Source organism: Roseateles sp. FW305-36 (assembly GCF_058787015.1).
The window spans coordinates 911,623-938,066 of the sequence record NZ_JBYSZK010000001.1; the positions used below are offsets into that span (position 1 = coordinate 911,623).

A 26,444-nucleotide genomic window follows, 5' to 3' on the forward strand; every position below is an offset into this window, starting at 1 on the left:
GGCCGCAAGGCCGCAGGGCCTCATGAAAATCCTGGTCGTCGAAGACGAAGTCAAGGCGGCCGCTTACCTGCGCAAAGGACTGACCGAGGAGGGCTACCAAGTCGAGGTAGCTCACACCGGCGTCGACGGACTCCACATGGCGTCCGTGAACGAGTACGACCTTGTCATCCTGGATTGGATGCTTCCGGGCATCGATGGGCTGGCGGTCCTCTCGGCTTTGCGTCATACGCGGTCGGTTCCGGTCCTCATGCTGACCGCGCGCGGCCAGATCGAGGATCGGGTGCGCGGCCTGCAGAGTGGGGCGGACGACTACCTGATCAAGCCATTTGCCTTCTCGGAGCTGGTCGCGCGCGTCCAGGTGCTCCTGCGTCGGGGAAGCGTGCACCGGAATGACACGGAAACGCTGGTCATGAAGGTGGCCGATCTCGAGGTCGACACGGTGCGCCGCAAGGCGACCCGGGCAGGTCAGCGCCTGGAGCTCACACCCAAGGAGTTCAGCCTGCTGATCTTGCTGCTGCGGCGCAAGACCCATGTGCTCTCGCGTACGGAAATTGCGGCCCAGGTCTGGGACATGAACTTCGACAGCGAGACCAACGTCGTCGAGGTGGCAATCCGTCGCTTGCGGGCGAAGTTGGACCAGCCCTTCGAGAAACCGCTGCTCCACACCGTGCGCGGCGTGGGGTACGTGCTGGAGGAACGGCCATGAATGTGTCGAGCATCCAAGCACCGAGCCTTCGAGCGCGGTTGTCGCGCCAGTTTGCCCTGCAAACCATGGTCGGCCTGAGCCTGGTCTGCGGCGCGGTCTACCTGGTGATCTCGCTCACGCTGTCCGCTCGCCAGGACGACACCCTGGTCAAGAAGCGGATCGCGGTCCAGCGACTTCTCAAGGAGGGGCAGGAAGTCCATGACATCCCGGGCATCAAGCACCTGATGAGTGATTTCCTGGCCGGTCATGACGATCTGTCACTGGTGGTTCGGCAGGAGAACCGTGCCGCTGTCTTCGAGAAGGACGATCCCAAGCGCCCTGATTCGATGAGCAAGCGGCTGAGCTTCCCGGTTCAGCTACCGACGGAGCTGGGCGGGGCAGGGCAGGCGGAACTCATCTACGACGTCAGTAAGGATGAATCACTGCTGAGCCGCCTGTGGTGGACGCTGCTGACCGCCTCCATCCTGGGGACTTTTGCGGTCTCGGCGACAGGCTTCGTACTGGTGAAGAGAGGGCTGGCGCCACTGAATGCGTTGGCGCGTCGGACCTCCGAGCTCGATGCGAGCCGCCTTGATCAGCGGCTGGATGCGGCGGGCCAGCCTGAGGAAGTCCAGTCGCTGCTCCTGCAGTTCAATGCGCTGTTGGACCGACTACAAGTCGCGTACCAGCAGATGGGGGCATTCAATGCCGACGTCGCGCACGAACTGAACAATCCGCTTTCAATCCTGATCGGCAGCTGCGAAGTGGCCCTCAGGCGGCCTCGATCTGCGGCTGAACTGCATGACACGCTCTCCTCCAACCTTGAGGAGCTGCGACGGATCGCGACCATCGTGGCGGACATGCTCTTTCTATCGAGCGCTGAACGCGGAACACCTGCGCGCCGATCCTTTCCAATGAGCATTGCCGACCTCGCAGCGGAAGTCGCGGACTTTCACGAGTTCGTCCTGGAAGAGGCCGAACTGCGCGTGGAGGTGCGTGGAGATGCACGCGCAGCGGTAGACGCCGGCCTGGTTCGGCGGGCGATGTCCAACCTGCTGAGCAATGCGTCGCGCTATGCCACCCGTGGCTCCCTGATCGAGGTGCGCATTGCGCGAGTCGATCCTCGGCACGTTTCGATCGGGGTGCACAACCAGGGGCCGGTCATCCCGGCCGAGCATCTGCCGCGTCTGTTCGACCGGTTCTACCGCGTCGATCCGTCACGAACAAATGCCGACCGAAACCACGGTTTGGGACTGTCCATCGTCGCAGCCATTGCACGCATGCACGGTGGGACCGCCATCGCGGAGTCAACGGATCAAGGTACGTACATCCGCTTCACGCTGGAGGACCCTGGTGCGTCTGACGCGAAGGCGGTGGCGGCCCCTGCCGCGTCGGGGAGGCCGTCATGACCTTAAACACACCTTGGAAAGGAGGCCGCCATGTTGAACTTGTTTGAGCACTTGCGTGAGCGGCATCCGGGGTTGGCGACCTACATCTTCGGCACCTCCGTTGCGGTCATCGTCATTTCCTTGCTGCTGCTGATCTACTTCCTTCGCCAGGACCGCGCCAAGAAGGAACAGCGGCGCGAGGAGCGTCGTGACAAGCGCCGTCGGGCACGCCAAAAGCGGTGACCTCCTACACAGGCCACTGCTAGGATCATTCGGTGCGCAAAGCTCTCCTGACCTTCTTGCTCGCAGTGCTGCCTTTCCAGTTCGTCTGGGGGGCGGCCGCTGGATACTGTCAGCACGAGCAGGGCACGGAGGTGAGCCATTTTGGACACCACGCGCACAAGCACGCAGGCAAGTTTGCCAAGACCTCCGACGCCTCGGCCGACAAGAGCCAGCAGGGCGGCGCCGATGACGCCGACTGCATTGCTTGCCACATGAGTGGCGGCACTGTGATGTCGGACGCTCAGACTCTTCCCAGGGTCGACCAGATCGCTCAGCCGGTCACGACCGTTCGGGGAGCGCACTCCAGGTTGCTGGTACCCACCATTGACCGGCCCAAATGGGCATCGCTGACTTGATCTGAGCCCGGCGCGCAAGCGACGGGTAGGCCGCCGGAAACGTTCAGCCGGCGATACCGATGGACTCCATGGCCGCTGGCCAAAGCGAGTCCGATCAGCAGGCAGCCAGCACAACCTCACCCCAACTGCTGGCCGCCGCCTTCCAAGAAAGCGACGCCGTTCATGAGCAAGAACCAGAAGCTGCGGCTGGATCTCCCGTTGGTGCTGCCGGACATCCACGGCACCGACGATCCCTGCGTGAAGCGCCTGCAGGACAAGCTGGCCGGTCGACCTGGCATCGATGCCGCCCACGTCACTGGCGTTGCCGAGGGCAAGCCCCAGTTATGCGTGCACTACGACCCCAACGTGATCTCGCTAGGCCGCGTTCGCGAGCTGGTCGAGTCTGAAGGGCTCGAACTCACGGATCGGTTCGCGCATATTCTGGGACGGGTCAACCTGCCCATGCACGCGCGATTTGCCCAGCGGCTCGCTGAACAGCTCCGGGCTTTGGAGGGTGTCATCGAGGCGGACGTTTCGCCCGGCGGCGTGGTGCGCATTGAGTTTGATCGGACGCGCATCGACGAGGCCAAACTGAACCAGCGTCTGACTTCGCTTGACATCACGATCGACGGCGACAAAGGCGCATCGAAAGCCCCGGTTCGCAAAACGACCAGCCAACCCGTCGCTGCCGCGCCAGAACCGGGCGAATCTGCGGACAAGGCTGCCAACGATGAGCACGCGGGACACGACCACAGCGACCATGACCACGACCCGAAGGCCAGCCATGACCATGCCGGCGAGGAAAAGGGCAAGGTTGCGCACAAGCACGATGAGAAAGGGCATGCCGGCCATTCCCACGACAAGGAGGGGGAGGGCGGCGAGCACAGCCATGAACACGGCGGGCTGTTCGGTGAAAAGACAGAGCTGATCTTTGCCAGTTTGTCGGGCATGGCCCTCTTGGCCGGCTGGCTGATCGGCCGCGCAGGCACGGGACCCGATTGGCTACCGACGGCGTGCTACGTACTCGCGTATTTCTTCGGCGGGTATTACACGGTCAAGGAAGCGATCGAGAACCTGCGCGCCAAGCGATTCGAGATCGACACCCTCATGCTTGTCGCCGCGGCCGGCGCCGCCGCCCTGGGTTCGTGGGCTGAAGGCGCTCTGCTGCTGTTCCTGTTCAGCATGGGTCACTCGTTGGAGCATTACGCCATGGGACGGGCGCGGCGCGCGATCGAGGCGTTGGCCAAGCTCGCGCCGGAAACGGCCACAGTCCGACGCGACTCCGGAACCGAAGTGGTAGCTCTGGACAAGCTGCAGGTGGGTGATGTCGTCGTCGTGAAGCCTAACGAGCGCCTCCCCGCGGACGGCGTGGTCGTGGTGGGAACTTCGAGCGTCAACCAGGCGCCGGTCACCGGTGAAAGCGTGCCGGTCGACAAGCGACCTGTGGAAGACGGCAAGACGGCCATCGGCAACTTCGAGCGAGTCGCCGCGGAGAACCGAGTCTTCGCCGGCACGATCAATGGCGCTGGCGCAATGGACGTGATGGTGGCGCGCAAGTCCGACCAATCGACGATGGCGCGCGTCATCAAGATGGTGACAGAGGCGGAGGCACAGCGGTCACCGACTCAGCAGTTCACCGAGAAGTTCGAGCGGATCTTTGTGCCATCAGTGCTGTTGCTGGTTGGCCTGTTGCTCTGCGCAGGCTTCGTCATCGACGAGCCGTTCTCGCAGACGTTCTATCGGGCAATGGCCGTGCTGGTGGCTGCAAGCCCCTGCGCTTTGGCGATCTCCGTGCCCAGCGCCGTTTTGAGCGGCGTGGCGCGCGCGGCACGCGGCGGTGTGCTGGTCAAGGGTGGCGGCCCGCTGGAGAACCTGGGCACGCTGACGTCCATCGCCTTCGACAAGACCGGCACCCTGACCGAGGGCAAGCCGAAGCTGACCGACGTCGTGCCTGCGCAGGGGGTGCCTGAGGAGGAATTGCTGGCAGTGGCGCTTGCGGTGGAAGAGCACAGCGACCACCCGCTCGCGGCCGCCATCGTGACGGGTGCCAAGGAGCGTCTGGGAGACAAGGCCAACTTGCTGCAGGCGTCTGAGGTCAAGAGCATCACGGGACGGGGTGTGCAGGCGCAGCTCAGCGGCGAGACCGTGCACATCGGTAAGCCGGTGTTGTTCACCGAGCTGCCCGACTCCAACGTACCCACGGATGTCGACGAGGCGAACAAGAAGCTCGTGGCCGACGGGCGGACCACCATGATCGTTCGCAAGGGCAGCCAGTTCCTGGGCGTGATCGGAGTGATGGACACGCCGCGGCCCGTGGCGGGAGAGGTCATGGCCGAGCTGCGCAAGCTGGGCATCGAGCGCTTGATCATGATCTCTGGTGACAACCAGAAGGTGGCCGAAGCAGTAGCCCAGACGGTCGGTCTGACCGAGGCTCGGGGCGACCTGATGCCAGAGCAGAAGGTTGAGGAGATCAAGAAGCTCCGGACCGAGCACGGGAAGGTCGCGATGGTGGGAGACGGCGTCAACGATGCACCGGCCATGGCCAACGCGACCGTGGGCATCGCCATGGGTGCAGCCGGCTCCGACGTTGCGCTGGAAACGGCCGACGTTGCGCTGATGGCAGACGACCTGGCGCAGCTTCCATTCGCGGTAGGCCTGTCTCGCAGCACGAGTCGCGTGATCAAGCAGAACCTGTGGGTGAGCCTGGGCGTCGTTGCGGTGCTGATTCCTTCGACCATCCTCGGCCTGAGCATCGGAACCGCCGTGATCTTCCACGAGGGGTCGACGCTGCTCGTGGTGTTCAACGCATTGCGGTTGCTGGCCTACAAGCCCTTCGACAAGAGCGCGAAGGCGGCTGACGCTGGGAAGCCCGCCGAGGCGAAGGGCTGAGGCTGCCATGAGACCCGAGGATCAACAGAATCGTCCGACACCGACGGTTCAGGCCATGGACGATGACGACGGCGACCTGACAGACATGTTGGGAGAGCTGCGGGTACTGCTACCCACCGCCCAGCTGCTGTCCGCCTTCCTGATCGCCGTTCCGTTCGCACCGGGATTCAAGAGCATCGTCCAGGCTGAGAAGAACGTCTTCCTGGCCACGTTCATGCTCTCGGTGGCGGCCCTGGTGCTGTTCACGGCGCCGGCTGTCCAGCACCGGCTGATGCGGCCCTTGCGAAGGCGGGCGGATTTCAAGGCGAGGGCGAGCAGGCAGATGCTGGTCGGCGCAGCACTTTTAGCGATCGCGTTGGTCCTGGCGACGCAGTTCGTGCTGTCTGAGGTGCTGGGGCACACCGTTGGCAACGTCGCAGCGGCCGTCATCGGAACGCTCATCGGCCTGATGTGGTTGCTGGTGCCGCTGACCTGGAACCGAAAGCAGTCCGCATGAGCGCCCAGCCGATATCGCTTGCCGGCGTGATGATGTTTGCCGCAGTGCCTGCGGCGGCAGTGATCGTGGGCGGTGTCGTGGCGGCAGTGCGCACGCCAGGCCCGAAGGTGCAGAGCGCCGTTCAGCACGTTGCCGCCGGCGTGCTTTTCGCAGCGTTGGCAACTGAGCTTCTTCCCGACGTCGTTCACCGTCGGTTGCCGTGGGTGACTCTGGGTGGCTTCGCGCTGGGTGTGATTGCCATGCTCCTCCTCAAGGCGCTGGCGCGCCGGCTCGAGGAGCGCGAGGAGAAGACCGCGCCTTCCGCGCTACCCACGAGCCTGTTGCTGGCCTCAGCGCTCGATATCGCCCTGGATGGGCTGTTGATTGGCGTGAGCTTTGCTGCCGGGGAGCGGCAGGGCTTGCTGATCACGATCGCGATGACGCTCGAGGTGCTATTCCTCGGCGTGGCAACCGCAGCTGCAGTTCGAGGGCTAAACGCGCGTCGGTTGGTGTTGGCCACGACCATCACCTTTGCTGTGCTGCTCATGGCCGGCGCAGGCATTGGGGCTTACTTCCTGGCCAGCGCCAGTCCTATCGTGCTGGACGGCGTGCTGTCTTTTGGTGTGGCTGCGCTGCTCTATCTAGTCACGGAGGAGTTGTTGACGGAGGCTCATGAGGTCGACGAAACACCCGTTCTGACGTCCATGTTCTTCGTCGGGTTCCTGGCGCTCCTGATGATCGAGATGATGGTCTGATCTGACGACCGTAGCCTGCGCCGAATGAAGGAGCGTCGGGGCAGTTCGAGGTAGCCACTTCCGCATGCACGGCGGGCTGCCAGAAGCTAAGCGAGATCGTCGAGCGGCGCAGGAGGGGGCGGGGCTGCCGCGATCGTGGGCCGGGGAGGGTAGAACCCCTGGCGCCCTTGCGCGTAATCGTCGGTGAACTCGATGGCATTCAAGGCGGCGGCCATGGCGGCATCCACTTCCTCGTTTTCCAGGACGATCACTTGGCCAGGGCCCTCGAAACGCGACAACCAGCTATAGAAGCGGTCGTTCACCGTCGCAATCGCGACGTCGCGGTCAGTGTCCGTCGACTGCTTCTGTGCATAAGCCTTCAGCGGCGAATCCAGCACTACGGTGCCCAAGTGGGGGTGACCTTCCTTCAATGCGTGCTGCATCAGCGCGATGAACATCGCAGACAGGAAGATGCCCCGCTTGCCGGCGCCATAGCTCAGGCGACGGCGCCCATCGATCATCAGATCGCACGCCGCAGCGTCAACGTAGACCGACTTGATGCCGGTGAAGCCCCAATCGTTGAGCATCTGGCGAGCAACCTCACCGACCTCGGCGCCGTGTTGCCCGATGTTGCGCACGAGCGCGGTCCTCTTCTGCTTCGTTTCCTGCTCGAGGCGCGCGATGTCACCCTGCAATCGGCTAGCCTCGTCGAAGGCATCGATCAGGGACGAAAAGCGGGTATGGGACGCAGCCAGTTCGCGAGGGTCGGTATCGAACTCCTCGCCGGCGGTTCGCAGGAGGAGAGCTTCCTGCTCCTCAAGAGTCTTCAACGACACCGTCAGACGGCTCACATCCGCGGCAGCCGTCGCCAGGCGTGCCTGCTGGTGGGCAAGGGACGGCTGCAATCCACGGCGCAGGTCGCGAATCTTCTCCGCCTCGGCGGCAATGGCGCGGCGATATTTCGAAGGCGCACGGGGCTTCAGGCTGTCGGGATCGGCGTGCTGTTCCACCGGCGTGCCGCAGAGCGGGCAGGGCGTCTCGGGCAAGGCCTGGAAGAAGGCAATGCCCTCGTCCGTCGCTCCCAGCCGGGCAAGATCGCTGGAATATTTCAGGTCGAGCAACGCGAATCGCTCGCGCATCGATGTGGCGCCGGCGAGTTCAGTTGACGCCTCGGCAAGAGCCGCTCCTTCCGCAGCGATCTGCTGGCGGACATCTTTGAGCACGGAGGATCGCGCCTGAAGTTGCGAGGAGAACATGTCCAGTCGCTCGTCGACTCGGGCGAGAGCCTTGACGGCAGCTGCACGGTCCGTATCGGCCGGAATCAGCTTCTGCACGCGCGCCAGCTCAGCTTGGGCTACCGCCAGCTTGCCTTTGGCCTGGTCCTTCACCGCGCTACTTTTGTACAGCTCGACCGCGGAGTCGTCGAGGCCGCTCAGGAACAGCGCATAGGAAGAGACGCGCTTGTCCGACCCATGGCCCTTGCCTTTGGTCGGATCCTTGGCAATCATGCTGGGCTGCGCCAGCAACGCCCAATGCCGCAGGTCGTCGCCGGTGACGGCGCCCTTCTTGCTGCGTGCATGGAGCACTTTTTTCCCCTCAGCACCGGACAGCTTGACGAGCAGATCGCCGAGTTCCTGTGCAACCTCTTCGAGCGGGTTCGGCGCGCCGTCCTCGACCCACAGGTCATCCATTCGCACGAAGACGCGTGCGCCTCCGCCCGACACGGCTTTGCGCACCAGGTACTCGTGCTCGCCATGGAGAAAGGCGAGCTCGAGGGAGTCATAGCCCGCCGACTTTGGGAATTGCTCAGGTTGCGCCGTGCCGCCGAGCAGGAACCACATGCAGTCCCAGATGTGCGACTTGCCGGTGTCGCTGGGGCCGCGGATGAGGGTGCGACGGTCGTCGAACGCGACCACGGCCGGCAGCAAGCCAGGGCCGTGGACGGACAGGCGCTTCAGCGTTATTGCCATTGATGCCCCCGCGCGTTGGCGCCTTCGAACTCGGCGCCCCACAGCCGCCCTTCCTGAGCGAATCTATCGGTCAAGTCGCGCGAGCTGAGCGCTGCGAAGGTGGCGGCTGCCCACCGGCACCGGTTTTCCAGCTCACGCAGGTAGGGCGACGTCAGCGCGCCAACCATGCTCCGTGCGCTGTCGCCAGCGAAGTAGGTGATACCGCATTCGTCCATGGAAACGGCGACCAGGCCGCGGGTGCTCATGAGGTACAGGCCTTGGGCAATGAGATCGCGGCGGCTGAGGTATTCGCTGCCACGGTACGGCACCGGCGTGTGAAGGCTGGGAGGCCCCCCCAGATCGTCCGAGTAGACGACGGCGTAGTCGAGCAGGACGAGCTTCTGGAGGTCGGCACCGGCCGGCTGCAGGGAATTCAGCAGATACACCATCCGCACGCCCAGCTCGAACGGCGAATTGAAGGCGGCGATGGGCTTGGGTTTCGTCATTTGACCCACTTGAGCCTACCGCCATTGGCGAGGTGATGGCAGGTGCCGGGCAGGTCACCCGGCCGGAGCTGGGGTGACAGGCAGCTTTCCGAAACCTGCAGGGTGGATGCCTTCTCCACGGCCGCGTCGACGCGCGCCATGCCCGTTTTGTGCCGGATCTGGGCCACCGTCGGCCGGACGCCTGCATGAACCATGTCGAGCAGCCGCTCGAACTCATGCTCAGTGGGGTAGATGTCGCGGCTGAACCGCTGCAGGCCCTCAGCACAGTAGAAGAGCTGGCGATGCGAATCGAAGTGCTCTTCGTACTCGCTGCCGGCCAGATCGGCGAGGGTGACAGGAGACGTCTTGTCTTCGGAATACACGCGAAGCAGCTGGTCGACGTAGACGGTCTCGTGCTTGGCCGGTTGGGCGGGCATCGGCGCATCATCGCCGCGCTTCGGCACGATGCCGAACATCTCGTGGTGGGCCGTCCGGTCGAGCGCGTGCCAGGCCAGCAGGTCATGCACCGGACATTCGATGAAATCGTCGAAATCGAAGTCGTCGATCGCGGCCTGGACGTCTTGGGTCAGCTCGGCGGCCATGCCTTGCATGCCCGTGTTTTCGCCCTTCCAGGCGGCCAGGAAGTTGGCCTTGAAGGTAGCCGCACCGGCGGCCATCATGTTGTGCAGCAGGTTGCCGACCGCGTGCGGGCAGCAGAAGTAGTAGTGCTTCGGGCGGGGGTAGGTCTTCAAGGCCAGTTGCTTGAAGAACTTGGCCATCTCGGGGAAGGCCTCGCTGGGCTTCAGTCCGGAGGCGTAGTGCTTGCCCTGGTACAGATCCCAACCGTCGCGCACGAGGGCCTGGCCATACCGGGCTTCGATGTCGCGGCCCCCGTCGCCTGCGCCGCCGAGGCGCTTGACGTTCGCGTAGGGTGAACCACTGGGCAGCAGCCGCTGGCGCGTGGCGGCCAGGATGAACTCTTCCCACTGATCGGGATTCAGCAGGATGACTTGTGCCGACGGCTGGATAACGCCGCCCTTGGCGACCAGTTGGTTCGTTCGCGGTGTACGGGTTTTGCCTGAGTTCTGCGGCATGGATGGAGAGCATCGCTGGCAGACGATTCTCGTGGACGCCGGCGCGCTCGAGCCTGGGGGCTAGCCCGGACGCCGGGGTCAGCGGCGCGGATCGGAGACCGCCATCTTGAACTCCTTCAGCTCGTCATCCAGCGAGGCCACGGCGAGTTGGTGGAGGATGGAGTTCTGCAGGAAGGACGCTCGTTCCCTGTCCATGTCCACCGTGTTGCCGTCGAGGTTGGTCTGGGACGGCAGGGCGTGCTCCGCGAACTGCAGGGTGCTGCGGGGCGCCACCAGGTCGGGCGCGATGTGGCCGGGCGATGAGGTTGCCATCGGCGCCGCAGGTTTGGGTCGACTGGCTTCTTCAAGCGCCGCCGAGAAGCTGATGTCGCGTGCCTGGTAGTGCGGCGTATCCGCGTTGGCGATGTTGCTGGCGATCAGCGCCTGACGCTGACCCCTGAAGACCAGAGCCGTGGCCTTCCAGTCGTCATCCGGCGCCGCCGAAGGCGTGCCTGTGCTGGGCGTGGGACGGAGTGCGTTAGACATGGACACCTCCACCGGAGAAAAAGGGGAGCGCCGAAGCGCATCCCCTCGCAGTTGCCTTGGTGATCAGAAGCTGTGGCGCATGCCGACTTCCAAGCCGGACGAGCTCTCGCCACCGCGCATGCCGGTCGGCGTCGTGTACAGAACCGAGCTGCGCGCCGCACCCTTGTTGCTGATGTTGGCGTAGGTGCCGTAGAGCGCCGTCCGCTTGGACATCTCGTGCACGTAGCCCAGCGCCACGCGGGTGCTGTCGTCGGCGTCGGCATAGCCAGAGCCGACCGGGCCACCGGAGCGATTGACGGTGGTGTAGCCGACCCGGAACGAACCTGCTTGGGTCACCGGGACGGTGGCGCCAATCGACAGTTCCTGAGCCTTGCGCGGGCCCCACTTCTTCACGTCGACGAGGGTGTGCAACGTGCCCCAGGGCGACTTGTAGTTGAAGAGCAGGTTGTAGTTCTTGAACTTCGGCTGGGTGCTGCCAACGTCGGTCTGGCCAATGGCACCGCCGACCAGGAACGTGTTGTTCTCGAAGCCGAGACGGCCGCCTGTGTACTTGTTGCCCACGACGCCTTCGCCGGCGGCGACATGCACCTGACCAAACCAGCCGCCCAGGTTCTTGGGCAGGAAGTAGCTGACGCCGTTGTCGGTTCGTTGGGCGGTGGTCGCACCGCTGCCCAGCACTGCGCTGGAGCCGTAGACGAAAACACCGCGCGAACCCACGCCGACGATGCCGAACTCGTCGTTGAGCGCGTTGTTGTACGTCGGGGTGGTATCGCGGCCGAGGCGGATCTCACCAAACTCGCCCATCAGGCTGACGGTGGAGCGGCGGTTCCAGAACTTGCTGGCGTTGGCCGCGCCGGTGTCGAGCTCGACACCCGATTCCAGATGGAAGCCGGCAGACAGGCCGCCGCCAAGTTGTTCAACGCCACGAACGCCCAGGCGGCTGGTCGTGTTGGCGCCCGAAGTGACGCCCTTGACCGTGCCTGCGCTGCCGTTCTTCACCTGGCGGACGGCCGCATCGGCGACACCGAACAGCGTGACCGACGAGGTTTGCGCGAAAGCGGTGCTCGCCATCGCGCTGCATGCCAAGGCCAAGAGGACTGGCTTCTTCATGTACTTCTCCTATTCAGTAGGTACCGGGGGATCTGGATCGCCCCCAGCGCTACGCAGGCTAGGGAAGCTGCCTAGGGAAATCCATGATCTCGACCGTTTGGGTGGGCGCGTGCTGGTGCGCGGTGCCGCAAAGGCAGGGTTGCTGTGCCTTCGAATCGACAGGGGGCACTTGCGCGAAATGAGCGATTTCGATTCACACCCTTGTCATAGCTGGACAAACCCGTGAATCGGCGCGCCAACCTGACAAAACCGTAATCCGCCGGACGGGCAGCGGTCATGGCCGCCTTCTTACGCTTGCCCGTTGGCACTGGCGTCCACGACGCCGTTACGGACGCAGGCGGCTTGGCAAGGGCCACTGCAAAGAAGGCGCGGATGAGAAGACCCGATGCTCAACTGATATCGAGGGCGCGACGAGGAGACATCGCGGCCTGCCTGGAGGCCGGCCGCAAATACCTGCAAGGCACGAGCGGATTCCCGCGCCACGTGACGCTCGGGCTCGAGTACTTGCAGCAGGCTGAGCGCGCCCGAGCCGACGACACGCTGCAGCTCATCGTCGAGTCGCTGGACCTCTACGAGATCGCTGCGCATGGGCGAGTCGCCACGCTGCAGCGAGCAGCGCAGGCCGGCAGAGCGGCCGCGCAGATGAAGCTGGCAATCTGGCTTTCATTGACGGCCGTCGATCCCGAAGAGGCGATGCGCTGGTTCCGAAGCGCTGCGGCGGGTGGTGAGACAGCTGCCAGGAAGGTGCTGACCGCCTATACCCCGGACGATTTGTCCGAAGAACGCGTCGTGGCGCGGCTTCGCTCCCTCAAGGCTGTGCCGGGCATCGGCTGGGCCGCTTTGCTGACGTTTGCGATGGACAGGGCGTTGATGCGTCAAGAGCCGCAGATCCTGTTCCGGGCGCTGGCGGTGAGCTTGGAGTTGGATGGATCACCTGAGGCTGGCTTGGCGGACAAGGTGTTCGAAGCCCTCAGCTATGCCAGCAAGGTGCAGCCCGTGGATACCGCTGTTGATCGTCGGGCGATTGAGGCCCTTCTCGACGACTGCGTTGCACGAGGCAACACCGGCGCGGCGTTGATGTTGGGACTGGCCTTGAGCGGCCAGGATGTCGGTGCCCTGGCGTGGGAATCGCTGGTGACGAGCCAAAACTTCCGAAAGGCCTCAGCGCTCCTGATGCGCGCCGCTGACGGTGGCCACGGCGAGGCATGGAGCCGGCTGTACGAGATTCACTCGAACCACAACGGATCGGTTGCCAACCCGCCTATGGCGCGGTTCTGCCTGGAGAAGGCGGCGGCCAGCGGCGCAGTGATTGCCCAGCGGCGGCTGGGTGCAACCATCCTGCGGGCATCAGGCTCGCTGCGCGATGTCGAGCAAGGCATGCACTGGCTGTACCAAGCGGCACAAGCGGGCGATGAGGCCGCCCACCGGTTGCTGTGCACCTTCGTTCTTCCCGTGGACAGCCGTGACGTCGATGCAGCCCGCGCGCTGGAGGAGATTGAGCAGTCCAGTCCTGGGCTCGCACTTCGGCTTCAGGTGGCCAGGGATTTCGGGCTGACCAAGCTCGAGGCGATGACCGTGGACCTCGTGGGCAGCCAGCGCCCGTGGGGGCTCGTCGTGGGGCGCAATCCGTTCATCCGCCATGCCAAGCTTTCCGCGCCGCGCGCGGTGCCGGCCATCTCGGAGTCAGTCCAGCACAACCTGCGACGCGTCGTGGCGCAAGTCGCTGGCGGCGGCGTACGGGGTGCAGAGTTCCAGGACTTCGATCTTCGTCATCGCATGGTGAGGTTGAAGCAGGTCCTACAGGCTCATGGTCTGGCCGAATCGATGTTCTTTGCCAGGGCGTGCTCTAACGAACTGGATGTCCTTCGTGGAGGGGGACGCTGGGCGCGCATGGCGAAGGCCGAACTGGACGAGGCGATGGCGCTTCCGGGCGGGGCGGCGGAGGGTTCGCAGACAGCTTGTTGAGCGCAAGCTCGACACTGCCGGCGCGAAGCGGCGGCGCAGGTAAAACTCCTGCCTGCGAACATCCGTTCAAACTTCTGACGACGACATTCCCTCCATGAGAAAGCTCATCCAAGCGCTACACGACCAGTTGCCCGTCTGGGCAGCGGACTGGCTCGACATCCTCATTCCTGCGGTGGAGGTTGTGATGATCGTCTTGGGCGCCTGGCTGCTGATGCGGCTGGCCCACAAGCTGATCGACCGAGTCACGACCAAGTACGGCCTGCCGGTCAACATGGCATCGTTGTTTCTTCGCGTGGTCGGCGCCCTGGTCTACCTCGGCGCGCTGCTCTGGGCGTTGGAGCGCATGGGTGTCTCGGGCGCAGTGCTCTGGACGGCGTTCACGGGGTTTGCAACCGTCGGCGCGGTCGCGTTCTTCGCAGCATGGAGCGTGCTGTCGAACTTGTTCTGCACGCTGCTCATCTACATCACCAAGTCCTTTCGGATTGGCGACACGGTCGAACTGCTAGAAGCGGGTGACAAGCCGGGGATGAAGGGACGCGTGGTCGAAATCAATCCGGTCTACACCACGCTTCTCGAAAGCGGCGATCAGCAGAACGGCACAACGCTGCAACTGCCCAACAGCCTGTTCTTCCAGCGCGTCGTGCGGCGATGGCACGGTACGGCCGTGACCGCGGTAGCCCCGGATCAACAAGGAGGCCCGTAGCCAGAGGGCAGGGGAGGAACGAATGCTTTCGCCTTACGAGAACGTCATCATCGGGAACTTCATCTACGGGCTTGGGCTCGTGATGGGCAAGAACCCGAGGCAGATCGATTCATGCGTGAATCTGCTGCAGCAGACGCCACTGGACAAGGTCCTGGGTGACGTCATGCTGCAGTTCCCTGGAGCTTGGCGGCTGATCGAGTTCAAGCGCGTTGGCGCCAACCTGAAGAAGGAGCGCGTCAAGCTGGCGACGTACCGAGGCGCCACGCGCCGAGACGTTGATCTTCGCAAAGCGTCTTTGCGAGCTCACTGGTTTGTCGAGACCGGGCAGCACATCATTGACGAGTTTGACAACTCGACGTTTCAAATGAACGTGCGGCCCTACCTGGAGCTCGAGGAGCACGGAGGGATCTCACTTGAGGCCTTTGCCGAGCAGGTTGCCGAGGATGCGCACAAAGACCCACCGAATAAGGCAGAGCTGGACCTGTACCTCCGCTTGATCAAGCTTTTCGGCTGCCTCGACGGTTACGAAACTTCTGGGCTACTCGTGGGCGTCGGCAGCAATGGCGGTTTGTCATACCTGCCGCTTGAGAACATCACAGACCTGAAGGCGACTTCTCGTGTGCTTCGTGCCCGGCTGCGCGCCAGGGAGGAAGAGTTCACGCGAAGTCAGGCCGCGCGCGGCGCGTTTTCATCTGCTGTGCGACAGGAACTGCAGCGCCGAGAGGTGTCTGGCGAGCTGGCACACGGAGTCGAGCCGAAGCAGCAAACGCTTGATCATGGTCCATCCCTCTGACCTCATTTCAACCGCAGGGCGGAGATTTGCAAGCATCCGCAGGCCCTCATCACCTACCTCACATGTCATCCAATCCCGATAAGAAGCGACCAGAGACGCTCGAAGAGCTGGTCCCCATCGTTGCCGACGTCATCGAACACGCTCAGACGCTGCAAGGAGCAGCAGGCGACGCCGTGCAGCGCGTTAACACGGCCGCAGCGCTCGTCGCTGGCACCGTGAAGACGTTGGTCGCCAATCAACAGCAGATGGCTGCCGACATCGAAAAAGTCGTGGCAGGCAAGTTCAACACCACTGTTGATGATGCAGCTGATCGCATCGGGCAGCAGTTGACCAAGGCGGAAGGCAAGGCCAAGACGGCACTGACCAACTTGACGACTGAAACCAACTCAGCTGTGTCTGCTGTCAATCTCGAGGCGGACCGCCTCAAGCAAAACTGGTGGCTACCTGTGATCATCGGAGCCGTTGTGGGCGCGCTTCTGGGCGCCGCGATCAGCGGCACGACCGTCTACATGGTGCTCCGCGGCGGATGAAAGCCTGAGATCGGTGTACTCAAGGTCCTGAGCCTCGGGGCGATTCGGTCTCGCTCGACCGATCGCTCCCGTCGGCATGGGCGTCCTCAATGCTTTGCGCGACCCGATCGGGCTGAGCCTTGGCATTGGCGTGTCCAGGGCTGTCTTCCGGCTGCGGCGTGATGGGCGCGTCGACCGGCTTGTCCGGCTCGGTCGGCAACTGGACGGGGGATTTCTGATGGTCACCAGGCGCGGTCGCTGGGCCGGCAGAGGAGTTGGTCATCGCGGTCTCCATTGGGACGAGTGGATGTCCAAGGTAGCAGCGGAACTCGCCGCGCACTTGCCGCTGGGCCGCTTTCCCATGTAGGCGAGCTCCCTCAATGACGGATAAGGTAGATCGCGGCAACGATCAGTAGGCCGGTAGCGAGCATGAAGCATGCTCCTACCCGGTGCTGGTCAGCGCTCTCGAGCAACCCTCTGAATGCATTGATGATCTTGGTGAACTGAGCAAGCATGGGATCTCCTTTTGGAATTGAGTTGTGACGGTTCGCCAGATGGCCGACTCGTTGAGACAACGATCGTCGACGGGCCTGGCATCTGGGCTGTGGGTGGTTTGAGCCTAAATAGCCCCCTGAACCTGGCCTGAGAGCAAGTCTCAGGGGTCGAACTTCATTCGGATGGCGAAACCTCCCCCTCTCGGAAGCACCAAACGAGTTTTTTGAGGCTCGACTTGCGTTTTTTGGCTCGGATCGGCCGGTTGGAAGCCGGGCGCGCCTCAGCATCTTCAGTCGGTCAGCAGCCGATGGGCGTGGCGATACTCAGCACAGCGCTTGAGGGAGACAAAAATGACATTGACGATGACGCGCCAGCAGTGGGCGGTCGGCCAGGGCGGATTCCACACTGGCAGGCTTCTGGAAGACGGGGACGTCAGGATTCGGTACGTGTTCGACTGTGGGGCGATGTCCACGTATGAAGCGGCGCGGAACAGCTGCATCGACAGCTATATCGCAGGGGAGGGCGGAAAAGGCACCGACCTCGACTACCTCTTCATCACGCATGCGCATGACGACCACTTGAATGGAGTCAAGCGACTGCTGGACGCGACCAAGGGCATGAAGGTCAAGGTGATCGTTATGCCGCTGTTGAGCGTGGTGGATCGGCTCATCAGCTATGCCCGCACCGCGTCTGTGGATCCGAAGGCGGGTGCCAACGGGTTCTATCGCAGCTTCATCGTTGACCCGGTAAGGGCGGTATCGCAATTCGGCCCTGCGCAGATCATCCAGGTGAGATCGAATGGCGAAGGCGGGGCGCCCTTCAGCATGCCGGATAGCGACCAGGACTTCGATGGCCCGTTCGCTCGCTCCAACGAGCCAGGACCGCGGATGCCGCTCAAGATGGTGGGAAGCGGCGCGGTGCAGCGGGTCACATCGCCAGCGGCAGCTTCCAAGACCGCACAGGCCAAGGCAAAGCCTCAGGTCTGGATCGCCGACGACTCACTGGGATTCCTTTATCGCGGCGCCACTCCAAATGCCACTTGGCTCCTGGCTCCGTACGTCGACCCGAGGGTCGAGGAAGACGCAGCGGCATTCATGGCAGCTCTAGCGACGGAGCGCAAGACGACGGTGGCCGAGCTGAAGATCTGGCTCAAGAAGACATCGAATCTGACGCTGCTTCTGACTCATGGGCTGCCTCATCTGGTGGCCGCGTATCACGCGGTGAGCAAGGATCTGAACGTTACGTCTCTATCGCTGTACTCCGGACCGCTCCCGGACGAGGTGGTAAAGCCGCCAGCTGCCGATATCAAGTTTTCCATCCTCACCGGTCCGATCGTGGTCACCAACAGCGACGATCGTGCCGCCTGGCTGGGCACCGGGGACGCAGCCTTGAAGGAAGTGGCTAGACGGAAGAATTTCTTGGAGCACTACGGCAAGCTTCTGGAACAGGTGCACACCTTCGTCCTGCCTCACCATGGATCTGAAGGCAACTTCGACGTGGAGTTGCTCAAGGAGATCCCGGCCTTCTTGTGCATCGCCGCAGCGGACAGGTTTCACAAGTGGCGACATCCCGGTACAGGGGTCGTGCAGGCCGTCGCATCTGAGGGACGGCTCCTCTGCGTGGTAACAGCAGCGGCGGTTTCGCAAGTCATCGAGATGGTCGAACTCACTTGAACTGAGCAGGGCCTAGGGAAGCATGTAGATATGCAAGAACTTCACTGTCCTTTGTGCAAGGCGCCGCGTGATGGAGGCTTGGGACGGTACTTGCAACCTTGGAGCCCCGTGGTCTGCGGGAAGTGCGGGGAGGAATCGTCCGCGGGATCGTGGGAGGACGGGCAGGGGCGGCCACTTGCTGACCCTTTCGAACCAGACACCGCCTACCGTTCGGGCCCTCTCAGAGTGTTTCTGTCACGCACTAGCGCAGACTTCGAAACCCCGATCCTGAAGCGCCTGGAAGACGACTTGATGTTCACCGCCAAATTGAACATATGGTTCGATAACCGCGGCCCCCGGGCCGGGGACGCAGTGCACAGCTTCATGGAGGATCAGCTCGCAGCTTCCGACTATTTCCTGTTCGCGGTGTCGAAGAACACCTCGAGCTCTGATTGGATGCGGCGAGAGCTTGAGACTGCAAAGAACGTTCAGTTCAGGCAGCAGAGACTTCGTGTGATCCCCGTGGTGGTCGAGAAAAACTCCTCGTGGCCACCGCCCGCTAACGCCATCGACTTCACCGGAGACTATCGACAGGCCTATCGAGCGCTATGCGATGCCCTGGGCATCGGATTCAGTGAGCCGCTAGGGCTTTTCGAGCTTGGCCCGCTTGATGGCTCGTCGAGCATCATCCAGGTCTGCAAATTCTTCGATCAGCGCATGCTCAGCGCCTTGCAGGAATCGCCAGAGCTATTTCGCCAACTGTCACATCGGGACTTCGAGAAGCTGATTGCCGAGATTTTCGATGGACTCGGCTACGAGGTGGAGTTGACGAAGAGAACTCGGGATGGCGGGCGCGACATCATTGCCATTCGCCAGGCCGAAGTCCATGTCAGGTTCTTGATTGAATGCAAACACCCGGACAAGCTCAAGACGATTGGCGTGCGGCCAGTGCGGGAGTTGTTGGGCGTGAAGGCCGACAACCAGGCGGGCAAGGCCATCCTCGCTACGACAGCATTTTTTTCAAAGGACGCCCAACTCATCTTCGAGAGGAACCGCTGGGAGCTTGAGGGGCGGGATCGCGACGGCGTGCTTGACTGGATTGCCAGGTACAACAAGACGAAGGGCAGTTGACCAGTCTCGCCAGTCGCTCATCGGAAGTCCCTGCTCTGAATCTTCACGCCCTTGAGCACCGAGCCCAGATCTTGGAAGTGCTTCGCAAGGATGTTGCCGACCCCGCGCTTTCGTTGCATGCGCCCCTTCACCGCCACCATCTTTTCAGTCAACAGTAGCGGTCGGATATGAGGCTGCTCCGAGACCCCGCGATGGATGCCGGCCTCACTGGAGGCTGATTAGGGATGCGCTTGCCAAGCCCAGAGAGATCGTCGATGTATGCAAAGTGGCAATTGGAATTAGCGACAAGACACCGCTCGTGAATGCAAGTGCGCGCGGGAGCGAGATTCGATAGGTCCGCCTCTGAAGGCTCGCCCTGTCACCGGTTCGAATGAACACCCCGGACGGCGCTGCGCTTGGCGATCAATCGAGCACGGCACGTATTGCCCGGCAATCAGGATGCTGCTCTACGAAGGCGAAGAGGCGCTTGAACGCCTGGCGCCGGTCCTTCGGAAACGGATCTTCGCGGTTCTGTACCGCCTGCATCGTCAGGATGGTCACGCAAAGGCCCGCGCCATCCGGCGATATCTGCTCGTCAAAGTGTCTGTCACTGCGATGGGCACGAATCGGTTCAAGGAGACCGGGCATCAAGTAGCCGCTACCGTTGGACAGCTTCACGCCCAGCCAATCAATCGTCTTCACCCGACCGTCCGTGATCCACGCCAGCTCATTGTTGGCGATGGTCAGCAGGATGTCCGTTGGCAGCGGCGACTGCATGATGGTCTCGAGAAGCCAAACAAGATCGTTCGGCTCGACCAACTGGCGTCCGATCGGCTGCCGGCGCCGTTGATACGGTGCGAGCGATTCACGCGGGTAGTAAGTCCATTGCATCGGCGCGCTCTCCATCGATTGCCATTTGCCGTCTCCCGGCTGGTATCCGGCACAGGCCGATGGTGGTGACGACGATGGGGATGCGCAAATCAGCAACTAAGTTTGGAAGCGATGTCAGGAAGCCGCCAGCGCTGTTGCAGTCGAGAGCGGACTTGGACCGCGCGCACGAATGACCAACTTTCCTCTGAGACGCTCGAATGGCCAACTTTGCGCGGTTGGCGCACGGGAGAAGGCAACATTGCTTGGTTTGATCAACGGTACGGCGTTTCCGTCGGTCGGCAGAACTCCCTAGTTCGCCGCAGAGAAGCCCAACAATGTCAAAGCGGCCGCGCCGTGATCGGTTTGAGGGTGCTAGTTGGTCTTATGCGCCTGCCGCCTCGATGCAAGCGAGCCAGCAAGCCGATCTGCGAAAGCCGAAAAGCCGCGCTCTTCTGAGTCCCATCGAGGCAGTTCAGCCTCAGTTCGGGACGCTTCAAGGCCTGTTTGGCTTTGGGCTCCCAATTCCGATCGGATGTGGCCGTTTTTTTGCCCGGCCGAGGCGTCGCATTTACGCTTTGGGTCGCTCAGATGCAATAACAGCCTATTAAGACTTCTCAGGAATTGGCTGCTCTTGCAGCCTTGACGCATCTATCGTGGTACGTAATACTGACAATACGTAATACATACGAAATTGGCGGCTGACATGGCACGAGCAGGCGTGACGAAGGGCGAGGTCCAACGGGCCAGGCTTGCGCTGATCAAGGCGGGCAGGCACCCGTCGATCGACGCCATCCGCATCGAACTGGGAAACACCGGGTCGAAGGCGACGATCTTTCGCCATCTGAAGGAAATCGAGGCCGACGAAGGTGGCGCCGGCGTGCCCCAGGGATCGGTCAGCGACGAGCTGATGGCCTTCGTCACCAATTTGGCCGGACGCCTGGAATTCGAGGCGCAGGAGCGCTTCGACACGCTGAAGGCCGGCCACGCCGAAGAGGTCCGCGGCCTGAAGGAACAGCTGGAAAAGGCCCGGGGCGAAGCTCGCTCGGGCCGATCCGAGGCTGAGCGCAGCCAGATCGAGCTGTCGACCGAGCGGACCGCTCGGCAACGCGTGGAGGCTGAACTGGCCGCGCTACGCCTGGAACATGGCCAGGTGACCACCCAGCTCACCGCGCAGTTGGAAGGCGTCCAAGAGCAGCTCAAGGCCACCCAAGCCCAGGTGGCGTCGTTGGAGGAGAAGCACATCCATGCCCGGGAGGCTCTGGAGCACTTCCGCAATGCATCCCGCGAGCAGCGCGACCGCGAAGCCCGCCAGCACGAACAGCAACTGCAGTACCTGCAGCGCGAGGTTGCCAACGCGGCCGAAGCCCTGACCGCCAAGCAGACCGAACTGCGCTCAGCGCTGCAAGAGAAGGCGGATGCCTTGGCGCATCTTTCCGCGGCCCGAGCTGAACGACGCCAGGTCGACGATCAGTTGCGTGAGCTCAAGTCGGCCGCTGAGCGCCTGGCCGTCCAGACGCAGCTCGCCGCGAACCTGCGTGATCAGGCCCAGCAAGCGGCCCAGCAGTACGAAACCCTGCGTGCTCGGGCCAGCGATCTGGAGCAGCGCAACGCGGAACTCGAGCGGTTGCTAGCCGGGGCCACCGCGACGGCGCAGTCCCAGGCCGACATGGTCAAGGAGCTCCTTGCGCGAATCAGTCAGCCTTCGCCGGCCGGCAAAGCCAAGGTCAAGGCTGCAGCCGGTGGCTGATGCGTCATCGAGCCGATCGTTGCGGCTTTCTGCCGGAGGCACACGGGCGGCGGCTTGCGCGGTCTAGCTCACGCCTATGCCGGTGCCCATTGGCAGTGAGCCGGGTAGGGCGGCGCAAAGCCAAGAGCCCATGACGACCCGCGCAAACGCCTCTACCGGGAGGCAAGCGGTGTTGTTTTGCGCACGGCGACAACGACTGGATTTCCAGTCATTGATAGCGAAAACTGCCCTCAACGACTGGAAATCCAGTCATTGAACAGTGCGGATGTCGGAATCGCGCTAATCATTCGTTGAGCACGGTCACCCTCTACACCGACGGTGAGGGCTGCTGTCCGCTTCTACGGTTGCTGGTGCCTCGCCGCTGGTTCTGGAAGGCCGGCATCGGCGCGCCGCCTGATACGCATCCCTAAAAAATCGGCGCAAACACTGTGAAAAACGGATCAACGGGCGCCTAAACTGCGACGCCAGCTCATAAAACCGGATCGAAGTGGACCACCTGTCTGAAGTTCTCAAGATACTCGACGGCGCCTTGCGTGCCAATGCGAGTATGGCTGCGAACTACGCGGGTCTCCTCGCTGACAAGCTTGAAGAGACTGGTAATCGGCAGCAGGCTCGTCAGATTCGCGAGCGCCTGTCCCGGGCTCCGGCCGCCCTCGCAACCGCTCAAAGCGCTGAGAACGGCATCACGTTGAACAACCTCCCGGTCGACGGCGAAAGCCGGCTGCACACGGTCGACGTGAGTCAGCCCGAGGTGCGGGACGTGGGGTTGGTCCTGCCTAGTGCCATCGAGTCGCGAGTCCAGGAGTTTCTGTCCAGCGTGCGCCACCATGACGCGTTGGTGCGCGCCAATGCGGCATTGCCGAATCGACTGCTGATGCACGGTCCTCCAGGGACCGGCAAGACCCAGCTGGCACGCTGGGTCGCCGCGCAGCTGGGCCTGCAACTGCTGACCGTCCGGTGCGACACGCTGGTCAGCAGTTTGCTCGGGCAGACCAGCCGGAATTTGAGGCGCGTTTTCGAATATGCGGAGCAGCGTCCGTGTGTCCTGTTTCTCGACGAGTTCGATGCGCTGGCTGGCGCGCGTGGCAACGAGCGCGACGTGGGCGAGCTGCAGCGAGTGGTCATCGCGCTGTTGCAGAACATGGACGCTTTGCCGGACAGCACCATCCTGCTGGCAGCGACCAATCATGACCAACTCCTGGATCTCGCGGTTTGGCGCCGGTTCAGCTTCAGGCTGCCGATGCCCCTTCCCGACGAACTGGTGCGCGAGACGCTTTGGCAGCGGTTCCTGGACACCTACGCGCCAGCGAACATCAATTTCAAGACCTTGGTCGCGCGCTCCGAGGGGCTGACGGGCGCGGTCATCGAACAGGTCTGTCTGGATTCCAAGCGCAGCGCCGTGCTGGCTGGTCAGGCCCAGGTCGATGAAGACGAAGTGTTTCGGCGCCTTGGGCTGACGCTGGCGCTGATAGAACGCGTGCCGCTGAGCACGCAGGATGCCGAGATGGCTTGGCTGCGGCGCTGGGATCGCAAGATCTTCTCGTTGCGCGTGCTGGCCAAGCTCTACGGTGTTTCGACGCGTCACGTCACCAACATCACTCAGGAGGGAGGTACAGATGGCCACGAGGAGGACGACAAACAGTCCGGCTGAACCGCAACGACCGGTGCCGCAACCGAGCCCGGACAATCCATTCCAGCAGATCATGTTTGATCGACAGGATCTGCAAGGGATGCAGCCCGGCGGTGGGCCCAAGAAAGAGTTTGTGCTGGTTGACGCCGCGTATCGTCAAGCGCTCGCCGCGACGCTGGACGGCGCGACGGAGGGCTTGGCGGCACAGATGCAGGCCCACCCGCATTCGCTCGCCCCGTTGATCTTTCGCCTGCGGCATGAGGCCATTGCGAAGTCCCACCGCCCACTCAAGGTGGTTGAGGAAGCAGGGCTGATGCCCGCTGGGCATGAGCGTGTCGAAGAAATGCTGGTCGGCGCGCACAGCGGCAGCATCACCGCGCTGCGTAGCGTGATTCTTGATCGCGACATCAAGGAGATTCGCGCCAACCTGAGTGCTATCCAGCGCATCGAATCCTGGGGGCGGGCCCAGCGCAACCCTGAGGGGACGTTGGCCGTCCAGCAACGCGGCCGCGCACTGCTGCGTTTCTTCCGCTACGGCAACGATGCCGCCAACGCTCAGTTGTTCCAGGCGAGTCGTCACCTGCTGAGTCATCTCGGACTGAAGTACCGCTTTTTCAGACAGTCACGCCACGGCTGGTTCTACGCCAGCCTCATGGACGTCAGCAATCTCGGCGAGGACAAGTTCGATGCGCTGCTCAGTTTCCCAGGCCTGCGGCGCCTGATGCCGGAGCCGCAGTTGCAGCCGGCAGCCACCGGCGGCAGCGCGGTTGCAGTCGCGGCGGGGCCTCATTTGGATCCACCCGTCGCGGGGCTGCCGACCGTCGGCGTGTTCGACACGGGAACCGGGCCTGCTGCAACTGACCTGGCGCCTTGGATCGTGGGCAGGACGACCTTCGTCCTCCCGCCGGACACTGATCACGAGCACGGCACGCATGTGGCATCGCTGGTGGCTGGTGCTCATCGCATGAACGGCGGTCACCTGGACCTGCCACCCGTCGGTGCCCTGGTGTACGACGCGTGCGGCCTGGAGTCCGGCCCGAACGGCAGTTTCGTCAGCGACCTGATCACACGCCTCGAAGAGGCGGTGCGAGGCAAGCCGGACGTGCGGGTATGGAATCTGTCTCTAGGTTCGCCGCATGGGTGCGACGAACAGACCTTCAGCGAGTTCGCACAGGCGCTTGATCAGCTGAGCGACCAGTTCAATGTGCTCTTCGTCGTGGCCGCCGGAAACTATGTCGTGGAGCCGCGCCGCACATGGCCCAGCCTGGCGACGCTCCAAGACCAGGTGTCTTGTCCCGGGGAGTCGGTGCGCGCGCTCACGGTGGGATCGGTCTGTCACGCGGGCGCCGTCGACGCATTGAATGAGCCCGGTGAACCGGCGGCCTACAGCCGGCGCGGGCCAGGGCCGGTTTTCACGCCCAAGCCCGACATCGTTCACGTTGGTGGCGGAGTGCATGCTCCCTGGGCTACAGGAGCTTCAAGCGTTGCAGTGCTGACGGCAGGCAACACGCAGACCCGCAACTTCGGAACCAGCTTTGCAGCGCCGATCGCAGCGAGCATGGCTGCACATGCCTGGCAAGCCATCGCCGGCGGCACGGGCCTGACTGCAAGTCCGGCGCTGGTCAAAGCTCTCATGATCCACGCTGCGCAGTTGTCGTCACCCGCGTACACGCCCTGGGAGCGGCGTTACTACGGCACCGGCCTTCCGCGCGACGTGACCTCCGCCCTGTACGACCGGGCGGACAGCTTCACGCTGATCTTCGAGTCGCGCGTGGTTCCGTCAATACGCTGGCGCAAGGCACCGTATCCCATCCCATCTGGCCTGCTTCGCGACGGAAAATTCCGAGGCGAGGTCATCATCACGGCGGTCTACGCGCCTCCCTTGGACGGCAACACGGGTGCCGAATATGTCCGCGCCAACGTGGAGCTGAGCTTTGGCACCTTGGACGGCGACAGCATCCACAGCAAGGTGCCGCTCAAGGGCGAGGATGGCACCGATGGATACGAAGCTGCGCAGGTCGAACATGGCGGCAAGTGGGCACCTGTGAAGGTGCACCGAAAGTCGTTCCCCAATGGCGTATCCGGCGATACGTGGGCGTTACAGGCACGGATGTTCTTGCGGGAGTTCGAGCCCGCAATGGCAGAGGGCTTGACCGTCTACATCCTCTGCACACTGCGATCGCTTGACGGCGATACGGAGATCCACGCCCAGGGCATGCGGGCCCTGGCGGCAACCAATTGGGTACGCCACGACCTGCCGGTGAGGGTCCCGATCCAGGCACTCGCGTAGCGAAGGATTTCCGAGTGCGAGGTCAGCGATAGCCGCTGCCGTTGCATCGAGGGCCGCCGTGAGTCTCAGCAGCTTGTGCACCCGCCGTTGGCCTCGTGCGAGGACTGTAGGGACAGGCCGATGCGCAAGGCACAGCACGGCGCGCGGCAAAGTTCACAGTCCCGGGTGGGGGCTGGGTGCTTGGTGAGTTTTCACCATGAGTAGGCGATTCGTATGCGTCCGGCCAACTCGCCTTGAACCGTCGGGCTGAGGCAGCAAGGATGGTGTCCACCAACGCAAATAGGTGGACACCATGTCAGACGCCAAGCCGGCCAGTCGCCGGCGTCACCATGCAGAACTGAAACGTCAAGTCATCGCCGCATGCGCGGCGCCTGGCGCGTCCGTGGCCCAGGTGGCGATGAGCTACGGCCTCAACGCCAACCTGGTGCACAAGTGGCGGCGCTTGGCTGTGCAAGATGGCGAGCCTGCTGGCTCCCCTGCTTTCGTCCCGGTGTCGGTCGTCACCGAGGCGCCGCCGTGCGAGCCGGCGCAGTCCATCGAACTGGAGCTGCAGCGCGGCCCGGTCCATGTGCGCGTGCGTTGGCCGATGACAGGCGCGACTGCCTGCGCCGCCTGGCTGCGCGAGATGCTGCGTTGATGCGGGTCGATGCGGTGTGGCTGGCGGTCGAGCCGCTGGACATGCGGGCCGGCACCGAGGCTGCCCTTCGGCGCGTCGTGGCTGTGTTCGGC

Annotated in this window: 25 protein-coding genes; 17 read left to right on the forward strand and 8 right to left on the reverse strand. The window is 63.3% G+C overall.

The window, feature by feature from the left end:
* The first annotated feature begins 22 nt into the window (after positions 1 to 22).
* From AC3WOE_RS04120 to AC3WOE_RS04150, 7 genes are all read left to right on the forward strand, one after another.
* A complete protein-coding gene (locus tag AC3WOE_RS04120) occupies positions 23 to 706 on the forward strand; it encodes a heavy metal response regulator transcription factor (RefSeq protein WP_088481189.1) in 684 nt (227 codons plus the stop codon).
* Entirely contained in the window at positions 703 to 2,094 is a 1,392-nt protein-coding gene (locus AC3WOE_RS04125; protein WP_088481188.1) for a heavy metal sensor histidine kinase, read from the forward strand. The genes AC3WOE_RS04120 and AC3WOE_RS04125 overlap by 4 nt, the downstream gene beginning before the upstream one ends.
* Before the next feature lie 30 nt (positions 2,095 to 2,124).
* On the forward strand, positions 2,125 to 2,316 hold the full coding sequence (locus tag AC3WOE_RS04130) for a hypothetical protein (protein WP_088481187.1): 192 nt from the start codon (positions 2,125 to 2,127) through the stop codon (positions 2,314 to 2,316).
* 32 nt (positions 2,317 to 2,348) lie between these two features.
* Positions 2,349 to 2,711 carry a cation efflux protein, CzcI family gene (gene czcI, locus AC3WOE_RS04135; protein ID WP_088481186.1) on the forward strand — a complete coding sequence of 121 codons (363 nt, stop codon included), beginning with the start codon at positions 2,349 to 2,351 and terminating at the stop codon, positions 2,709 to 2,711.
* 162 nt (positions 2,712 to 2,873) lie between these two features.
* Positions 2,874 to 5,579 carry a heavy metal translocating P-type ATPase gene (locus tag AC3WOE_RS04140; protein ID WP_268149236.1) on the forward strand — a complete coding sequence of 902 codons (2,706 nt, stop codon included), beginning with the start codon at positions 2,874 to 2,876 and terminating at the stop codon, positions 5,577 to 5,579.
* Positions 5,580 to 5,634: 55 nt separating this feature from the next.
* Positions 5,635 to 6,075 (forward strand): DUF6328 family protein, encoded by a 441-nt coding sequence (locus AC3WOE_RS04145; RefSeq protein ID WP_241516792.1) that lies wholly within the window; start codon positions 5,635 to 5,637, stop codon positions 6,073 to 6,075.
* The gene (locus AC3WOE_RS04150) at positions 6,072 to 6,809 is read left to right on the forward strand and encodes a ZIP family metal transporter (RefSeq protein ID WP_088481183.1); all 738 of its coding nucleotides are present in this window, start codon (positions 6,072 to 6,074) and stop codon (positions 6,807 to 6,809) included. The genes AC3WOE_RS04145 and AC3WOE_RS04150 overlap by 4 nt, the downstream gene beginning before the upstream one ends.
* An 86-nt stretch (positions 6,810 to 6,895) precedes the next feature.
* Here the strand turns inward: AC3WOE_RS04150 and AC3WOE_RS04155 are convergent, their stop codons facing one another.
* The 5 genes from AC3WOE_RS04155 to AC3WOE_RS04175 all read right to left on the reverse strand — a co-directional run bounded on the left by AC3WOE_RS04155 (position 6,896) and on the right by AC3WOE_RS04175 (position 11,951).
* Positions 6,896 to 8,758, reverse strand: coding sequence for a hypothetical protein (locus AC3WOE_RS04155; RefSeq protein WP_158218119.1), 1,863 nt, complete (start codon positions 8,756 to 8,758; stop codon positions 6,896 to 6,898).
* Entirely contained in the window at positions 8,749 to 9,243 is a 495-nt protein-coding gene (locus tag AC3WOE_RS04160) for an ABC-three component system middle component 2 (RefSeq protein WP_088481181.1), read from the reverse strand. Before AC3WOE_RS04160 ends, AC3WOE_RS04155 begins: the two co-directional genes overlap by 10 nt.
* Positions 9,240 to 10,316 carry an ABC-three component system protein gene (locus tag AC3WOE_RS04165; RefSeq protein ID WP_088481180.1) on the reverse strand — a complete coding sequence of 359 codons (1,077 nt, stop codon included), beginning with the start codon at positions 10,314 to 10,316 and terminating at the stop codon, positions 9,240 to 9,242. The genes AC3WOE_RS04160 and AC3WOE_RS04165 overlap by 4 nt, the downstream gene beginning before the upstream one ends.
* Before the next feature lie 78 nt (positions 10,317 to 10,394).
* A complete protein-coding gene (gene flgB / locus AC3WOE_RS04170; protein ID WP_088481179.1) occupies positions 10,395 to 10,841 on the reverse strand; it encodes a flagellar basal body rod protein FlgB in 447 nt (148 codons plus the stop codon).
* Between the two features lie 63 nt (positions 10,842 to 10,904).
* Entirely contained in the window at positions 10,905 to 11,951 is a 1,047-nt protein-coding gene (locus AC3WOE_RS04175; protein ID WP_088481178.1) for a porin, read from the reverse strand.
* 372 nt (positions 11,952 to 12,323) lie between these two features.
* On the opposite strand from AC3WOE_RS04175, the gene AC3WOE_RS04180 reads away from it, so the two are divergent.
* The 4 genes from AC3WOE_RS04180 (at position 12,324) to AC3WOE_RS04195 (ending at position 15,942) form a co-directional block, all read left to right on the forward strand.
* Positions 12,324 to 13,916, forward strand: coding sequence for a tetratricopeptide repeat protein (locus tag AC3WOE_RS04180; protein ID WP_158218118.1), 1,593 nt, complete (start codon positions 12,324 to 12,326; stop codon positions 13,914 to 13,916).
* A 94-nt stretch (positions 13,917 to 14,010) separates the two neighbouring features.
* Positions 14,011 to 14,619: a mechanosensitive ion channel family protein gene (locus tag AC3WOE_RS04185; RefSeq protein WP_193466476.1), complete on the forward strand. Its 609-nt coding sequence runs from the start codon at positions 14,011 to 14,013 to the stop codon at positions 14,617 to 14,619.
* Positions 14,620 to 14,641: 22 nt separating this feature from the next.
* Positions 14,642 to 15,412: a hypothetical protein gene (locus AC3WOE_RS04190; protein WP_088481176.1), complete on the forward strand. Its 771-nt coding sequence runs from the start codon at positions 14,642 to 14,644 to the stop codon at positions 15,410 to 15,412.
* A 62-nt stretch (positions 15,413 to 15,474) separates the two neighbouring features.
* On the forward strand, positions 15,475 to 15,942 hold the full coding sequence (locus AC3WOE_RS04195; protein WP_088481175.1) for a hypothetical protein: 468 nt from the start codon (positions 15,475 to 15,477) through the stop codon (positions 15,940 to 15,942).
* 19 nt (positions 15,943 to 15,961) lie between these two features.
* Here the strand turns inward: AC3WOE_RS04195 and AC3WOE_RS04200 are convergent, their stop codons facing one another.
* Both AC3WOE_RS04200 and AC3WOE_RS04205 read right to left on the reverse strand, forming a co-directional pair.
* Complete coding sequence (locus tag AC3WOE_RS04200) at positions 15,962 to 16,204, reverse strand: hypothetical protein (RefSeq protein ID WP_492688452.1); 243 nt, start codon at positions 16,202 to 16,204, stop codon at positions 15,962 to 15,964.
* Between the two features lie 94 nt (positions 16,205 to 16,298).
* Entirely contained in the window at positions 16,299 to 16,436 is a 138-nt protein-coding gene (locus tag AC3WOE_RS04205) for a hypothetical protein (RefSeq protein ID WP_163334438.1), read from the reverse strand.
* 330 nt (positions 16,437 to 16,766) lie between these two features.
* On the opposite strand from AC3WOE_RS04205, the gene AC3WOE_RS04210 reads away from it, so the two are divergent.
* Entirely contained in the window at positions 16,767 to 18,089 is a 1,323-nt protein-coding gene (locus AC3WOE_RS04210; protein WP_492688454.1) for an MBL fold metallo-hydrolase, read from the forward strand.
* 30 nt (positions 18,090 to 18,119) lie between these two features.
* A complete protein-coding gene (locus AC3WOE_RS04215) occupies positions 18,120 to 19,199 on the forward strand; it encodes a restriction endonuclease (RefSeq protein WP_492688456.1) in 1,080 nt (359 codons plus the stop codon).
* A 402-nt stretch (positions 19,200 to 19,601) separates the two neighbouring features.
* On the opposite strand, the gene AC3WOE_RS04220 is transcribed toward AC3WOE_RS04215, so the two are convergent.
* A complete protein-coding gene (locus AC3WOE_RS04220; RefSeq protein ID WP_492688458.1) occupies positions 19,602 to 20,069 on the reverse strand; it encodes an antirestriction protein in 468 nt (155 codons plus the stop codon).
* Positions 20,070 to 20,766: 697 nt separating this feature from the next.
* On the opposite strand from AC3WOE_RS04220, the gene AC3WOE_RS04225 reads away from it, so the two are divergent.
* From AC3WOE_RS04225 to tnpA, 4 genes are all read left to right on the forward strand, one after another.
* Positions 20,767 to 21,795, forward strand: a complete 1,029-nt coding sequence (locus AC3WOE_RS04225; protein ID WP_492688460.1) for a DNA-binding protein — start codon at positions 20,767 to 20,769, stop codon at positions 21,793 to 21,795.
* Between the two features lie 487 nt (positions 21,796 to 22,282).
* Complete coding sequence (gene iteA, locus AC3WOE_RS04230) at positions 22,283 to 23,446, forward strand: anti-phage ATPase IteA (RefSeq protein WP_373716923.1); 1,164 nt, start codon at positions 22,283 to 22,285, stop codon at positions 23,444 to 23,446.
* Positions 23,412 to 25,715, forward strand: coding sequence for a S8 family anti-phage peptidase IteS (iteS, locus tag AC3WOE_RS04235; RefSeq protein ID WP_492688461.1), 2,304 nt, complete (start codon positions 23,412 to 23,414; stop codon positions 25,713 to 25,715). Before iteA ends, iteS begins: the two co-directional genes overlap by 35 nt.
* Positions 25,716 to 26,007: 292 nt before the next feature.
* Complete coding sequence (gene tnpA / locus AC3WOE_RS04240; protein WP_492688463.1) at positions 26,008 to 26,352, forward strand: IS66-like element accessory protein TnpA; 345 nt, start codon at positions 26,008 to 26,010, stop codon at positions 26,350 to 26,352.
* Positions 26,353 to 26,444: the final 92 nt, after the last annotated feature.